The following is a 14542-nucleotide window of genomic DNA, read 5'->3' as shown; positions in this document are numbered from 1 at the left end:
CAAGACCAACCAAGAGCCTTCGATGTCCAAGCTGTTCTCCCCCGCCACGTTGCGCGGCCTTACCCTGCGCAACCGTACGGTCGTTGCCCCCATGTGCCAGTATTCGGCGCAGGACGGCTTCGCCAATGACTGGCACCTCGTCCATCTCGGGCGCTTCGCGATCGGCGGCTTCGGCCTGGTGATGCAGGAGGCAACCGCCATCGTCCCCGAGGGCCGGATCAGCTATGGCGACCTCGGCCTGTGGAAGGACGAGCAGATCGCCCCGCTCAAGCGCATCGTCACCTTCCTGCACGGCCAGGGCGCTGCCGCCGGCATCCAGCTCGCCCATGCCGGGCGCAAGGCCTCGACGCCGGTGCCATGGCGCAAGGGGTTCGACGAGACCGAGGCGGAAAAGCGCGCGCTGCATTTCGAAAGCTGGACCCCGGTGGCGCCCAGCGCATTGATCCATGCCGAGAACAAGGATTTCACCCAGCCCGAAGCGCTGGATGAGGCGGGCATCCGCAATATCATCGATTCGTTCGTCGCTGCGGCAAAGCGGGCTGACCGGGCCGGCTTCGACACCGTGGAAATCCACGCAGCGCATGGTTATTTGCTCAACCAGTTCCTCTCCCCGCTCGCCAACAAGCGCACCGACCGCTATGGCGGCTCCTTCGAAAACCGCACGCGCCTGCTGCTGGAAGTGACCGAAGCCGTTCGCGCCGTCTGGCCGGCCGACAAGCCGTTGCTGGTGCGGCTGTCGGTCAGCGACTGGCATCCCGATGGCTGGCAGGTGAAGGACAGTGTCGCGCTGACCCGCGAACTCAAGGCGCGCGGCGTCGACGCCATCGACGCCTCGAGCGGCGGCTTCGAAGGCGCGGTCATTCCCGCCGCCGCCGACTACCAGGTGCCTTTCGCCACCGCGATCCGCAACGAGGGCGGCCTGCCCTGCATGGCGGTGGGCCTGCTGGGCGATGCCCACCGCGCCGAGGAGATCATCGCCAATGGCGAGGCCGATTTCATCGCCCTGGCCCGTGGCGCTCTCGACGATCCCAACTGGCCTGTACATGTCCGCCACGAGCTGGGCAATCACGACTACGACCTTTGGCCCAAGCCGACCAACCGGGTGCGCGAGCGCGACCGCTCGCTCGGCCAGCGCGGCTTCGCCGCCTCCTGACGGCAGGATAATTCCGCCAAACAACCTTCGCGGCAACGCAAATTTGCCGCGATTGGCCGCGCACTCTTGTCCATCGTTGGCATCGTCACCAGATCAACGGTGAACAGGGAGCAGTGCAATGGATACCAAGGCCGCAATCATCGCCCTCATGAGCGTCTGGGGCGTTGGCACTTGTGCCACCCTCCCCGCCAGCGCCCAGGACGCCGACGACGCGACCGAGGACGCCACCGACACCATCGGCGAGAGCGAGAACCCGCTGCTCAACAAGGTCTGGGTCCGCACCGACGCCGACCCGTCCCTGCCCGGCCCCATGCAGATCTTCCTCGGCGACGGTACGCTGGTGAGCGACAGTTGCTGGGAAACCTACCGCCTGTCAAAATGGCAGCAGGTCTCCGACAGCGCCATCAGTTGGGACGAGGACGGCATGACCATCAATGCCGACATTGCCAGCATCAGCGACAGCGAACTGGTGCTCAATCTCAAGCTGGGCGAAGAGGTACAGGAACAGCGCTTCGTCACGGCGACCGTGCCCTATGTGTGCCCGGACATGGTGAAGTAAATCGCCACGCCCTCGTGGTTCGAGGGTCGCTGCGCTCCCACCTCACCATGAGGGCTACTGGGACCTCGGTGGAACAACAGCCCTCATGGTGAGGTGCGCTTCTTCAGCGCCTCGAACCACGAGGGCGTGGCACTGCATCCAGCCTACAGCACCACCTGCGTACCGATCTCCACCACGCGGCCGGTCGGGATGTGGAAATATTCCGTCGCATCGCTGGCATTGCGCGCCAGCCGGGTGAACAGCCGGTCCTGCCAATAGCGCAGCAGGTTGCCCGATTTCGGGCCAGGCTTCAGCGAGCGGCGGGACAGGAAGAACGAGGTCGACATGATATCGAACTTCCAGCCCAGCTTGCGGCCGAGCGCCAGCGCCTTGGGGATATTGGGGCTTTCCATATAGCCGAAGGTCACCACCACGCGGCTGAACAGCTCGTTATAGGCGTCGATGGTCACCTTCTCGTCGTCGGGCACGCGCGGCGATGGCGAGGTGCGCACGGTCAGGATTACATTCTGCTCATGCAGCACCTTGTAATGCTTGAGGCTGTGCAGCAGCGCCGTGGGGGCGCCTTCGATATCGCTGGTGAGGAATACGGCCGTGCCCGGCACCAGCGTCGGTTTCTTCTTTTGCAGGTTATCGACCAGGAACTGCAGGGGCACCTCGTCGCGCCGGGTTTTTTCCGACAGGCGCCGGCGACCGGCCATCCAGCTCCACATGACCAGCGCGACCATGCCCGCCACCACTGCCGGCACCCAGCCACCCTGGAACAGCTTGGCGGCATTGGCGGCAAAGAAGCCGCCATCGATGAACAGGAAAACCAGCCCAAAGCCGATCACCGCGAGCGGATGCCACTTCCAGTTCCGCCACATCACCACCACCAGCAGCGACAGCGTGACCACCATGACGCCGGATACGGCGATGCCATAGGCGTTTGACAGGGCTTCGGAACTGCCAAAGGCCACCACCAGCAGCAGCACGCCGACCATCAGCATCGAATTGATCTGCGGCATGTAGACCTGGCCGCTCTGCGTCGCGGACGTATGCAGCACCTGCATGCGCGGCATCATGTTGAGCGCGATGGCCTGCTGCGTGAGGCTGTAGGTGCCTGAAATGACCGCCTGGCTGGCAATGATGGTCGCCATCGTGGCAAGGCCGACAAAGGGCAGCAACGCCCATTCAGGCTGCATTTCGAAGAATGGACTCTGCACATTGTGCACGCCCACCTGCAGCACGAAGGCGCCCTGCCCGAAATAATTGAGCAGCAGGCAGGGAAAGACCAGGCCGAACCAGGCCAGCACGATCGGCTTGCGACCGAAATGGCCGAGGTCGACATAGAGTGCCTCGGCACCGGTGACGGCCAGGAAGATGGCGCCGACCACGACAAAGGCGATGCCAAAATGCGTCGCCAGAAATTGCAGGCCCAGCCACGGATTGAGTGCCCAGAGCACCGCGGGATATTCAATGATATGCACCAGGCCCGAAAAGCCGAGCACGAGGAACCAGATAGCCGTGATCGGGCCGAAGACGATCGAGACCCTGGCCGTGCCGAAGCGCTGCACGAAAAACACGCCGAGGATGATGACCAGCGTAATCGGCACCACCCAGCGCGCCATGCCCGGCGTCACCAGTTGCACGCCTTCTACCGCCGAAAGCACTGAAATGGCGGGGGTAATGATGGCGTCGCCAAAGAACATGGCCGCGCCCATCACCCCCAGCACCGTGATCCAGACCGGCGGGTTGGTGAAGGTCTTGCGCGCCAGCGCCATCAGCGACAGCGTCCCGCCTTCGCCATTGTTGTCGGCGCGCGTGACGAAGAACACGTACTTGACCGCGACGGTCAAGGTCAGCGCCCAGACGATGAGCGAGAGCAGCCCCAGAACCTCACCGGTGCTTTCGGCGGCACCCGGCCGCACCTGCATCGCCTGCCGGAAGGCATAAATGGGGCTCGTGCCGATGTCGCCATAGACGACACCGACCGCGCCCATGACGAGCAGGGGTAGGTCTTTTCTGGAATGTGAGTGGCTGGTGTGGTCGCTCGCATCGACGTCGGCAATGGTATCGCCGGCCGGATTCGTCTGCGTCATGAACCTTGTGCTCTCTTGGTCAAAGGCGGGCGCCGCTATACACCGCCCCACCGTCACACACAACACCGCTCGCCCACAATGGTTCAAACCAGCAGGGCCGCCCCTTTCGGAGCGGCCCTGCCGGTAAACGAAGATTTGGAGGTCTTCGTAGGGTTATTCGGCGGCCTGGGCCACGGCCTCGTCTTCACGGGCGGCCTTGGTGGCCTGGCCCCACCAGACGAGCTGGTCGAGCATGTCCTTGGCCGAGTTGCCGATTGCGGGCTCGATGTCGGTCAGGGTCTTGGTGCCGCCGAAACCGGGATGCACGGCCATGAAGTCGGCGCCGGCAATGTGGACGGCCGAACGGGTCGAAACCATCTGCAGCTCGACACCGATCGTGCGCAGGTTTTCGATGGCGCGGGCGCCGCCAACCGAGCCGTAGCCGACCGCGCCGAACACCTTCTTGTTCCAGTTGGTATAGGCCTGGTCGATGGCATTCTTCAGGGCGCCGGTGATGGCACGGTTATATTCGGCGGTGACGAAGATGTAGCCGTCGAATTCGCTGATCTTGTTCTGCCACTTGACGGCGTTCTGGTTGGCCGACGGCATCCAGGCGTTGGAAGCCATCTCGTCGAAGAACGGCAGGTCGAAGTCGCGGATATCGACGATCTCGGCTTCGATCTCGGGACGTTCATTGGCCTTTTCGAGGATCCACTGCGCCGGCAGGTCGCCAAAGCGAGTCGGGCGGGTGGACGAGATGATGACGGCAATCTTGAGTTTGGACATTGGAAGCCCTCCTTAGTAACAAATCGTAACTGAGGCGATATATGTGCCTATCAACAATCCTCGCAAGGAGGCACCTTGCTGTGGCGCGGGGACATCCGCCTGCCTAGGGAACATTCGTGTAAGTATCGGGAATGGCTGAGAATTTTCCGGATTTTTCCGACAGCTGACCGCCAGAACCTGCTTTCGGCTCCTGCCGCTGACGGAGCGTTCGACAGGAGGCAACAATCCACATGTCCCCTGCATCACCCCCCATGAATCCGGGTTGGCGGCGGCCGGTGCGAGCGCTTAGCTAGCCTCGGGGCACAGACACATGAGGGACATCATGACCAGATTTTCGGCAGCGCTGTTGGCATTGGCCATTTCGGCGCTTGGCGTCGGCGACGCGTTTGCCATCGACCGCCGCGTTCGCATCAACAACTACACATCCTACGACATCGTCGAGTTCTATGCGTCCAACAAGGGTTCGCGCTCGTGGGAAGAAGACATTCTGGGCCGCAACATCCTGCCGGCCGGCAACAGCGTCGTCATCAACATCGACGACGGCAGCGGCTATTGCAAATACGACTTCCTGGCGGTCTTCGAGGACGGCGAAGAGCTGGTGAAGTACAACAACAATGTCTGCGAACTGGCCCAGTTCAACTATACGGACTGAGCCATCCCTCCGCCGTCATTGCCCGGACAAGCCGGGTGATGACGGTCGAGGGGATGGGCTTCGGTGGCGGCGCCGGCGTTAGCCTAGCTCCCCAGCACCGCCCGATACTGCCGGACGGCCTCGGCAAATCCCAGCAGCAACGCATCGGCGGTGATGCCGTGGCCGATGGACACTTCATCCACATGCGGCACGGCCGACTGGAAGGCCGGCAGGTTGGCCAGCGTCAGGTCATGCCCGGCATTGACCCCGAGGCCGGCCAGGTGGGCAGCCTGGGCCGTATGGGCCAGCGCCGCCAATTCGCGCACCGCGCGGTCCCGGTCATCGTGGCAGCCACCATAGGGGCCGGTATAAAGCTCGATGCGGTCGGCGCCGGTCGCCCGCGCCGCGGCGACTCCATCGACACCGGCATCGGGATCGCAGAACAGCGAAATGCGCCGGTCCGGCGCCTTGAGCCGCTGCACGACATCGGTGAGGAAATTGCCCTTGCCGCGAAAATCCCAGCCATGGTCGGAGGTGGCCTGCGCCGGATCGTCGGGCACCAGCGTCACCTGCTGCGGGTTCACCTTGTCGATCAGGGCGAAGAAATCCTCGCTCGGATAGCCCTCGATATTGAACTCGGCCGTCGGGTATTCGTAGCGCAACAGGTCCGCCAGATCGTACACATCGCTGCGCCGTATATGCCGCTCATCCGGCCGCGGATGCACCGTCACCCCGCTGGCGCCGGCATCGAGCACCACGCGCGCCAGGCCGACCACGCTCGGCCAGGGTAGGTCGCGCCGGTTGCGGAGTTGGGCGACGGCATTGAGATTGACGGAGAGAAGGGTCATGGCAGGGACTCGCGAATAGCGGCCCCTGCTCTATACCAGACCGGGCCAGCCGCCCAATCGAACCTTTTGATAGCTGCGATCACATGCCCTGCGGCCCGCGCGAAATGGCCGCCAGGCCGGTGCGCACCACCTCGACCAGCCCGAGCGGCGTCATCAGCGTGATGAAACTGTCGATCTTGGACGGCTTGCCGGTGACCTCGAAGACGAAGCTTTCCACCGTGGCATCGACGATCTGCGCCCGGAAGGCATCGGCCAGCCGCAGCGTCTCGGCGCGATGGTCGCCCGAGCCGGCCACCTTGATCAGCGCCAGTTCCCGTTCCAGCGAAGCGCCTTCCGAAGTCAGGTCATGCACCTTGTGCACCGGCACCAGCCGTTCCAGCTGCAGCTTGATCTGCACCAGCGTCCTGGGCGTGGCGGTGACGACCACGGTGATGCGACTAAGTCGCCGCCCGTGTTCGGTCTCGCTGACGGTGAGGCTTTCGATATTATAGCCGCGCGCCGAGAACAGGCCGACGACGCGGGCGAGAATGCCCGGCTCGTTGTCCACCAGCACCGAGAGGGTGTGCCGCTCGATCTCCTGGGTTTCCTTGGTGATGAAATAGGCCGAGCCGGTCGGCTGCAGATGTGCGTTCATTTTTGTGTCCTCCGCAGCGCCTAAACCAGCGCCCGCCCCTTTTCGTCGATGATGTCCCCGATATTGGCGGTGTCGGGCAGGATGATCTCGTTATGCGGCTTGCCCGACGGGATCATCGGCAGGCAGTTCTCGTCCTTTTCCACGATCACGTCGAACAGCACCGGGCCGTCATAGTCGAGCATTTCGGCAATGGCGGCATCGAGCTCGGCCGGGTTCTCGCACCGAATCCCCTTGCCGCCATAGGCCTCGGCCAGCTTGACGAAATCGGGCAGCGATTCCGAATAGGAATGGGCGTAGCGCGATCCATGCAGCAGGTCCTGCCACTGCCGGACCATGCCCATGCGCTCATTGTTGAGGATGAAGATCTTGACCGGCAGGCGATACTGCACCGCCGTCGACAATTCCTGCATCGTCATCTGCACGCTGGCTTCGCCGGCAATGTCGATCACCAGCGCCTCCGGATGCGCCACCTGCACGCCGACCGCGGCCGGCAGGCCATAGCCCATCGTGCCCAGCCCGCCGGAGGTCATCCAGTGGTTCGGCTTGTCAAAGTGGAAATGCTGGGCCGCCCACATCTGGTGCTGGCCGACTTCGGTGGTGATGAACACCTCCTTGCCCTGCTTCTGCGTCGCCTGGTAGAGGCGCTCGATGGCATATTGCGGCTTGATCACCGTCTCCGAGTTCTTGTAGCCGAGCGAGTCCACCGCCCGCCACTTGTCGATCTGCTTCCACCACGGCGCGATGGCCTCGGTGCGCGGCTGGTTGGTCTTGCTGCGCCACACGCGGACCATCTCGGCCAGCACCCGCTCGCAATCGCCGATGACGGGCACGTCGACATGCACCACCTTGTTGATCGAACTCGGATCGATATCGACATGGATCTTGCGGCTGTTGGGCGAGAAGGCGTCGACGCGGCCGGTGATGCGATCATCGAACCTCGCGCCGATATTGATCATGACGTCGCAATCGTGCATCGCCAGGTTGGCCTCGTAGGTGCCGTGCATGCCCAGCATGCCCATCCATTGCGGATTGGACGCCGGGAAGGCGCCCAGCCCCATCAGGGTGGAGGTCACCGGGAAACCGGTCAGCTCGGCCAGTTCGCGCAGATGTTCGGAGGCCTGCGGGCCGGCATTGATAACGCCGCCGCCGGTATAGAAGATCGGCCGCTCCGCCTTGAGCATCAGGTCCACCGCGGCTTCGATTGCCGCCGCATCGCCATCCACCTGCGGGCGATAGCTCTGGTGGCGCAGCGTCTCGAGATCGGGCTTGTAATAGTCGCCCAGCGCGAACTGGATGTCCTTGGGAATGTCGACGACAACCGGACCGGGACGCCCCGTGGTCGCGATGAGGAAGGCCTCGTGCATGATGCGCGGCAGGTCTTCCACGCGCTTCACCAGATAGTTGTATTTGGTGCAGGAGCGGGTGATGCCGACCGTATCGCATTCCTGGAAACCATCCGTGCCGATCAGCGTCGTCGGCACCTGGGCGGTGATGCAGACCATCGGGATGGAATCCATCAGCGCATCGGTCAGGCCGGTGACTGCATTGGTGGCGCCGGGACCGGAGGTGACGAGAACGACGCCCGGTTTGCCGGTCGACCGGGCATAGCCCTCGGCCATGTGGGTCGCGCCCTGCTCGTGCCGCACCAGGATGTGCTGAACCGCGTCCTGTTGGAACAGTGCATCGTAGATCGGCAAGGCCGCTCCGCCGGGATAGCCGAATATGTGTTCGACTCCCTGGTCGGCGAGCGCCTGGATCACCATTTCCGCGCCGGTCATTCTTTCGGCCATCGTCAATTCCCTTCTTAATCCACCTGGCCCAGTCTCGTAGCGGCGAAAACCGGGCAATAAAAAAGGCCCCGTTCGGGACCTGTCTTCGGCGCACCAGCTTACGCGCGGGGTTTTACCCCACGTTGCCGATGCGCCTGCCTACTACGAGAATGAGTGCCCGCACAGGACCTCTCCATGAAATTACGGGCGCATTGATAGGGGCATTGCCGCGGAAGTGTCAAGGGCGCGCTGTATTGCCCTGGCGATCGCCATCCGCCGTCCGCGTGAAAACCGTGGAGGACTGGCCCGTCCACACGCAAAAGAGGTGGCCATTGCATCAGACAATGCTATTGCCGCGAGAGCTGCGTTTATGACGGTTTTGATGACACATGGCCAAGAGCGTCCTCGACAAGGATCTGCAACGGGTTTCCGGCCTGGAACATGCCACCCATGACCTGGCGCGCGCCCTGGCGGCGCCGGGCATAGCCCTGGTCTTCCTGCTGCTGGCGGCCGTGTGGGCCAGCTTTGTCGTGGCCGATGGTCCGATGAGCTATCTTGTGGTTATCGCCGCCGCCATTGCCGGCTACATGGCCCTCAATGTCGGCGCCAACGACGTCGCCAACAACATGGGTCCCGCCGTCGGCTCAAGGGCCCTGACCATGGGCGGCGCGCTGGTCATCGCCGCCATATTCGAGGCCGGCGGCGCCCTGCTGGCCGGCGGCGACGTGGTCAGCACCGTGGCTCGGGACCTGCTGATCGGGACCACAATTCCATCGGACCAGTTCGTGCTACTGATGATGGCGGCGCTGCTGGCCTCCGCACTCTGGGTCAATCTCGCCACCTATATCGGCGCGCCTGTGTCCACCACTCACGCCGTGGTGGGTGGCGTCGTCGGGGCCGGCGTCGCGGCTGCCGGATTTGGAAGCGTGGCCTGGCCTGTCATTGGCACCATCGCCGTCAGCTGGGTCATCTCGCCGGTGCTGGGCGGCATCGCGGCGGCGCTGCTGTTGTCGCTGATCAAGCACACCATCACCGACCGCATCGACAAAGTCTCGGCAGCGCGCATCTGGGTGCCGGTCATCGTAGCCGGCATGACCGGCATCTTCGCCATGTATATCGCTACCAAGGGCCTGAGCCGGGTCTGGTCGCCGGGCCTGGCCGTGGTGCTGGCGCTTGGCGTCGGCTTTGCCACCCTGGGCTGGATCGGCGCCATGCCGCTGGTTCGCTTCCAGTCGGTCGGCCTCGAAAACCGCAAGAAGCATGTGTCGTCCCTGTTCCGCCTGCCCCTGGTCGTCGCGGCGGCGCTGCTGTCCTTCGCGCATGGCGCCAACGACGTCGCCAATGCCATCGGCCCCTTCGCCGCGATCGTCACCACCCTGCAATCGGGGCATATGGAGGCCTCGGACCTGGCTCTGCCCTTCTGGGTGCTGGCCATCGGCGCCATCGGCATCTCGCTCGGCCTGGCGCTGTTCGGTCCGCGGCTGATCCGCACCGTGGGCGAGCAGATCACCAAGCTCAACGAGATCCGCGCCTATTGCGTGGCCCTCTCGGCCGCCGTCACTGTGCTCGTCGCCTCGGCGCTGGGCCTGCCGGTATCCTCGACCCATATAGCGGTGGGCGGCGTCTTCGGCGTCGGCTTCCTGCGCGAGTATTATTCGCGCCGCGATCTCGATTTCGCCGCCGTGCCGGTGCATGCCAAACATGTCGACCCAGCCGCGCTCAATGCCACGCCGGAAGATGCGCTGTCGCGGGAGCGCAAGAGCGAGCGGCGCAAGCTGGTGCGTCGCCAGCACGTCACCAGCATTGCGGCGGCCTGGATCATCACCGTTCCCGCCTCGGCTGTGGTCGCGGCCGTGCTGTTCTGGATTCTCGACTGGCTGATCGGCTAGGCGCGGCGCAACTGTGCCTGCAGCTTCACCGCCAGCCGCGACAGCGCGCCGTCATTGAGCAGACGCCGCGCTTCGGGCAGCACCGCCCAGTGGCGCAGGCGCTGGTCCATTTCCTTCCACACATCGAGCTGGGTTTCCACGCGTAGCGGATAGAGATCGACATCGACCAGGCTGGACCCGTCGACGCTGGCGCTCGAGCGATAGCTGCCGACCGGCTCGGTGCCGATCTGGCCACTGACACCGGCCTCTTCGAGAGCCTCCAGCGCGGCGCTCTCCCATGGCGTCATGCCGGGCTCGATATCACCTTTGGGGAAAATCCAGCGGCCGGTGCGCCGCGACGTGATGAGCAGGAAAACCACCCGGCCCTCGACGATCGAATAGGGCAGCGCGCCGGATTGGCGCAGGCCGGGCGTGGTTTCCACCCTCGGGCTCCAGTTGCTCAGGAACTCGCGCAGCATGACACTCTCCATCGGATCGACGGGCCGGACATTCGCATAATGGACGCCTGGCTGTCGATGCGACGACCTGTGCAAAAGGCCAACAAAAAGGGCCCCGTGGGGCCCTTCGAAATCACGTCGCTGCGCTTACGGCAGCAGGGTCAGGTTGGTCGCCGAGACCTTGCCGTCGCGGCCGGTTTCGAGCTCGTAGGTCACCTTGTCGCCTTCATAGAGCCCCTGCAGGCCCGAACGCTGCACGGCGGAAATGTGGACAAACGCGTCCTTTTCGCCGTTCTCGGGCGAAATGAAGCCGAAGCCCTTGGTGGTATTGAAGAATTTTACGGTACCAGTGATGGCAGCCATGGAATGTGGTCCTCGCAAGTGGTCGCCGCCGGGGCGGCTAAGGGTTGAAAACGGGCCAATCGGCCCGGCCTGAACGATTCACAGATCAGGAGGTAGCCAGGTTCCCGGCCTTCTGCCGGTCGATCGGATAGCGCCGCAAGATGTGTCGTCATCGCAAAATATGTCGGCTGTCTGTGGGAATTTCAAGGCGATTCACTGGTCGATGAAAAGCCCTCGATCCAGGAGGGACTCCGGATCGAGGGCCATGGCGCCCCTAAGGGCGCATGCAGCATGGGGCGATGCTGCAACTTCTTAGTATGCCGGGCAGGTGTCGCGGTAGCGGCTGCCATTGGCGCGTTCGTAGATACAGATGTTGCTGGTGCCGGCCGCACGGCCGAGCACATTGCCTGCCGCCGCGCCAACCACGGTACCGATACCTGCGCCAACCGCGGTGCCGACAACATTGCCGGTCGCCGCTGCGCCGATAACCGCGCCGCCGACGCCGCCAACGACCGCGCCCTGCTGGGTGGTCGTGCAGGCCGCCAGCGAAAGTGCCGTCGCGGCAATGATCAGGATTTTATGCATGGGAAACCCTCCAGATACTATCGAGGGCAAGAATGCGGCACGCCGGCATTTGGTTCCGGCGGCCATTAACTAAAATTGGATCGGGACCCCGGCAGCAGCGCCGCGACGACGATCGCCAGCCAGCCGCCGATCATGCCGATACCGCCCAGCGGCGCGGCACCGGGAAGCATCCCCTGCCCCAGCCACTGGCGCAGGAACAGGTCGCCTACGAAGATGATGGTACCGACTGCCAGGAGTGCCGCCGCGATGGCGAGCACTCGCCCCCGCCCGGCCAAAGCCAGCGCCAGCAAGGCCGGACCATGCGCCAGCCCGATGGCGGCGATGGCGCCAAAATTCCGCGCTTCGCCGCCATGCGACGCCGCCGCAGCAGCCATGACACCGGCCCCGCCGATCAGGCCGGCCGCCGCCAGTGTCAGTCGCCGCATCATGTCATTGGGTCCGCTCATGCCTGTGCCTCCGCCCCGTGTCTCCGCCCTTGCCCCTTCCGCTAACGGGCGGTTTCCTCTAGAGCAATCCCCCGCGAGTAGGACATTGCCATGAACGAGCCCGTCACGGTTGCGCCCGGCGCCGCCGACATCAGCCATTCCCCCGCCGATAGCTGGGGCGCTGAATTGCGCGCCACCTTCGCGCTGGCCTGGCCGCTCGTCATCGCCCAACTGGCGCAGACGGCCCTCACTACCACCGATGTCATCATGATGGGCTGGCTGGGGCCGCAGGCGCTCGCCGCCGGCACGCTGGCAACGACGTTCCTCATGCCCTTCCTGCTGCTGGGCATCGGCATCGTCGGCGCCGTTGCCCCGCTGGTGGCGCAGGCGCGTGGCGCGCGCGACATCAAGGCCATCCGCCGCATCGCCCGCCAGGGTTTCTGGGTCGCCATCCTGCTCGCCGTAGTGCTGATCCCGATCATCCTGCAGATCCGACCTGTCTTCACCCTGCTCGGCCAGGATCCGGCGGCCACCATCCGGGCCGAGGAATATATCCAGGTCGCCGTCTGGATGCTGTTCCCGGCGCTGGCCATCATCGTGCCGCGGTCGCTGCTCTCGGCATTCGAAGCCACGCGCATCATCCTTTTCATCACCGTCGGCGGCGTCGTGCTCAACGCCATCGGCAATTATCTGCTGATGTTTGGCACGCTCGGCCTGCCCCGGCTGGAACTGCGCGGCGCGGCGCTGTCGACGCTGCTGACCAATATCGCGATGTTCGTGCTGATGCTGGTCTATGTGCTGCGGCATCGCCGTTTCAAGCGCTTCCACCTGCTGCTCCGTTTCTGGAAGCCGGACTGGTCGCGTTTCCGCGAAATTTTCCGCATCGGCACGCCCATCGGCCTGACGGTGCTGGCCGAGGTGGGCCTGTTCACCGCTGCAGCATTGCTGATGGGCCGCATCGGCACCGACGAGGTCGCGGCCCACGCCATTGCCCTGCAATGCGCCTCGATGGCCTTCATGGTGCCGCTCGGCCTCGGCATCGCCGCCACCGTGCGCGTGGGCAATGCCTATGGCGGCAGCGACACCGAAGGCATCCGCAAGGCCGGCTGGACCGCCTTCGCGCTGGGCGTCGGCTTCATGGCAGTAGCCAGCATCGTGTTTCTGACCCTGGGCCAGGTGATCGTGACCTGGTTCCTCGATCCAAAGGTCATCGAGAACGCCAATGCCCTGGCCTTGGCGGCAGCCTTCCTCGCCGTCGCCGGCATATTCCAACTGGTCGATGGCGCCCAGGTGGTTGCAGCGCACGCCTTGCGCGGCCTCAGCGACACCAAGATACCGATGCTGTTGGCTATCCTCGGCTATTGGGGCGTCGGCCTGCCGACCTCCTACATTCTCGGCTTCGTTGTCGGCTGGAATGGCGTCGGCATCTGGATCGGCCTGGCGGCGGGCCTCGCCTTCGTTGCCGTGGTGCTGGTCACGCGCTTTGCGCTGCGCGAGCGGCTGGGCCTGCTGCGTCCGCGCTAAGCGCCGGCCAGCCCCCGTCGCGGCCAGTCGCCGAAACGGTTGCGAAACCAGGTGCGCTGCCGCTTGGCATATTGATGGGTGGCGATGGTGGCGAGCGCAATCGCCTCGTCGCGCCCCGTCACCCCATCGAGCCAGTCGCCGATTTCGCGCACGCCGATGGCCTTCATGACCGGCAGCGACGGATCGAGATCGAGCGCGCGCAGCGCCTTCACCTCCTCCACCGCCCCGCCCGCGAACATGGCCTCGAAGCGCCATGCGATGCGGTCGCGGAGCAGATTGCGGTCAGGATCGAGCACCAGGCGGTCAACCCGCGAGAAGTCGGCAAGCATGCCTGCGGAAATTTCGTCCTGAAAGGCGGAGAGCCTGCGGCCCGTTGCCCGCTTTACCGCCAGCGCCCGGACCAGCCGCTGCGGGTCGGCAACCTTGAGCCGCGCCGCCGTCACCGGGTCTTCGCGACGCAGCAAAGCCAGGCGCTCCGCACCATCCAGCGCTTGAATCTCTTGTTGAACTTGAAGCGTCACCGCGACCGGCACTTGGGGAATATCGGCGAATCCGTTTAGCAGCGCATCGAAGTAAAGCCCTGTTCCACCAACGAAAATCAGCACCCGCGCCGGATCGGCATCAGCGACGATCACGCGCACAGCCGCTAGCCACTGCCCCGTCGAAAACCGCGTCGCCGCCGGCACCGTGCCATAGAGCCGATGCTCGGCCAGGGCCATTTCCCCGCCGCTCGGACGGGCCGTAACCACCTGCAGCGTATCGTAAATCTGCATGGCATCCGCATTGACCACGATGCCATTCTCTCGCTGCGCCATGGCGAGCGCCAGCGCCGACTTGCCGCTGGCAGTCGGACCCGCTATCAGAACGGCGCGTCTGCGGCCTGTCACGCATTCCTCCAAGAAG

The 14542-nt window shown here is 64.5% G+C and carries 15 protein-coding genes; 5 read left to right on the top strand and 10 right to left on the bottom strand.

Features of this window, described 5'->3' with window-relative positions:
* Nucleotides 1–22 precede the first annotated feature (22 nt).
* Both ASD80_RS09490 and ASD80_RS09485 read left to right on the top strand, forming a co-directional pair.
* Nucleotides 23–1153, top strand: coding sequence for an NADH:flavin oxidoreductase/NADH oxidase (locus ASD80_RS09490; RefSeq protein ID WP_056232733.1), 1131 nt, complete (start codon nucleotides 23–25; stop codon nucleotides 1151–1153).
* A 118-nt stretch (nucleotides 1154–1271) separates the two neighbouring features.
* Nucleotides 1272–1712, top strand: a complete 441-nt coding sequence (locus ASD80_RS09485; RefSeq protein ID WP_056231951.1) for a hypothetical protein — start codon at nucleotides 1272–1274, stop codon at nucleotides 1710–1712.
* A gap of 143 nt (nucleotides 1713–1855) precedes the next feature.
* Here the strand turns inward: ASD80_RS09485 and ASD80_RS09480 are convergent, their stop codons facing one another.
* Together ASD80_RS09480 and ASD80_RS09475 are read right to left on the bottom strand one after the other, a co-directional pair.
* A complete protein-coding gene (locus ASD80_RS09480) occupies nucleotides 1856–3790 on the bottom strand; it encodes a potassium transporter Kup (RefSeq protein WP_056231949.1) in 1935 nt (644 codons plus the stop codon).
* Between the two features lie 153 nt (nucleotides 3791–3943).
* Nucleotides 3944–4555 (bottom strand): NADPH-dependent FMN reductase, encoded by a 612-nt coding sequence (locus ASD80_RS09475; protein ID WP_056231946.1) that lies wholly within the window; start codon nucleotides 4553–4555, stop codon nucleotides 3944–3946.
* A gap of 322 nt (nucleotides 4556–4877) precedes the next feature.
* On the opposite strand from ASD80_RS09475, the gene ASD80_RS09470 reads away from it, so the two are divergent.
* Complete coding sequence (locus tag ASD80_RS09470) at nucleotides 4878–5207, top strand: hypothetical protein (RefSeq protein ID WP_156460390.1); 330 nt, start codon at nucleotides 4878–4880, stop codon at nucleotides 5205–5207.
* Nucleotides 5208–5290: 83 nt separating this feature from the next.
* Here ASD80_RS09470 and ASD80_RS09465 read toward each other — a convergent pair whose 3' ends face one another.
* From ASD80_RS09465 to ASD80_RS09455, 3 genes are all read right to left on the bottom strand, one after another.
* Nucleotides 5291–6034: a pyridoxine 5'-phosphate synthase gene (locus tag ASD80_RS09465; RefSeq protein WP_056231941.1), complete on the bottom strand. Its 744-nt coding sequence runs from the start codon at nucleotides 6032–6034 to the stop codon at nucleotides 5291–5293.
* Between the two features lie 79 nt (nucleotides 6035–6113).
* The gene (gene ilvN / locus ASD80_RS09460; RefSeq protein ID WP_056231940.1) at nucleotides 6114–6668 is read right to left on the bottom strand and encodes an acetolactate synthase small subunit; all 555 of its coding nucleotides are present in this window, start codon (nucleotides 6666–6668) and stop codon (nucleotides 6114–6116) included.
* 20 nt (nucleotides 6669–6688) lie between these two features.
* Complete coding sequence (locus ASD80_RS09455; protein ID WP_056231937.1) at nucleotides 6689–8458, bottom strand: acetolactate synthase 3 large subunit; 1770 nt, start codon at nucleotides 8456–8458, stop codon at nucleotides 6689–6691.
* 368 nt (nucleotides 8459–8826) lie between these two features.
* Between ASD80_RS09455 and ASD80_RS09450 the strand changes: the two genes are divergently transcribed.
* Nucleotides 8827–10326, top strand: a complete 1500-nt coding sequence (locus ASD80_RS09450; RefSeq protein WP_056231935.1) for an inorganic phosphate transporter — start codon at nucleotides 8827–8829, stop codon at nucleotides 10324–10326.
* Here the strand turns inward: ASD80_RS09450 and ASD80_RS09445 are convergent.
* The 4 genes from ASD80_RS09445 to ASD80_RS09430 form a co-directional block, all read right to left on the bottom strand.
* Nucleotides 10323–10784: an NUDIX hydrolase gene (locus ASD80_RS09445; protein WP_056232731.1), complete on the bottom strand. Its 462-nt coding sequence runs from the start codon at nucleotides 10782–10784 to the stop codon at nucleotides 10323–10325. The genes ASD80_RS09450 and ASD80_RS09445 overlap by 4 nt on opposite strands.
* A 126-nt stretch (nucleotides 10785–10910) precedes the next feature.
* Complete coding sequence (locus ASD80_RS09440) at nucleotides 10911–11126, bottom strand: cold-shock protein (RefSeq protein ID WP_056231932.1); 216 nt, start codon at nucleotides 11124–11126, stop codon at nucleotides 10911–10913.
* Between the two features lie 291 nt (nucleotides 11127–11417).
* Nucleotides 11418–11690, bottom strand: a complete 273-nt coding sequence (locus tag ASD80_RS09435) for a hypothetical protein (protein ID WP_056231930.1) — start codon at nucleotides 11688–11690, stop codon at nucleotides 11418–11420.
* A gap of 65 nt (nucleotides 11691–11755) precedes the next feature.
* A complete protein-coding gene (locus tag ASD80_RS09430) occupies nucleotides 11756–12136 on the bottom strand; it encodes a DUF423 domain-containing protein (protein ID WP_056231927.1) in 381 nt (126 codons plus the stop codon).
* Between the two features lie 90 nt (nucleotides 12137–12226).
* On the opposite strand from ASD80_RS09430, the gene ASD80_RS09425 reads away from it, so the two are divergent.
* Nucleotides 12227–13639 (top strand): MATE family efflux transporter, encoded by a 1413-nt coding sequence (locus tag ASD80_RS09425; protein ID WP_082555175.1) that lies wholly within the window; start codon nucleotides 12227–12229, stop codon nucleotides 13637–13639.
* On the opposite strand, the gene miaA is transcribed toward ASD80_RS09425, so the two are convergent.
* Nucleotides 13636–14526 carry a tRNA (adenosine(37)-N6)-dimethylallyltransferase MiaA gene (miaA, locus tag ASD80_RS09420; RefSeq protein ID WP_056232727.1) on the bottom strand — a complete coding sequence of 297 codons (891 nt, stop codon included), beginning with the start codon at nucleotides 14524–14526 and terminating at the stop codon, nucleotides 13636–13638. The two genes, ASD80_RS09425 and miaA, sit on opposite strands and share 4 nt — an antisense overlap.
* Between the last annotated feature and the right edge of the window lie 16 nt (nucleotides 14527–14542).

The organism is Devosia sp. Root635 (genome assembly GCF_001427605.1).
Taxonomy (GTDB): Bacteria; Pseudomonadota; Alphaproteobacteria; order Rhizobiales; family Devosiaceae; genus Devosia.
The sequence above is the reverse complement of the archived record's forward strand: the minus strand, read 5'-3'. Positions and strand labels throughout refer to the sequence as shown.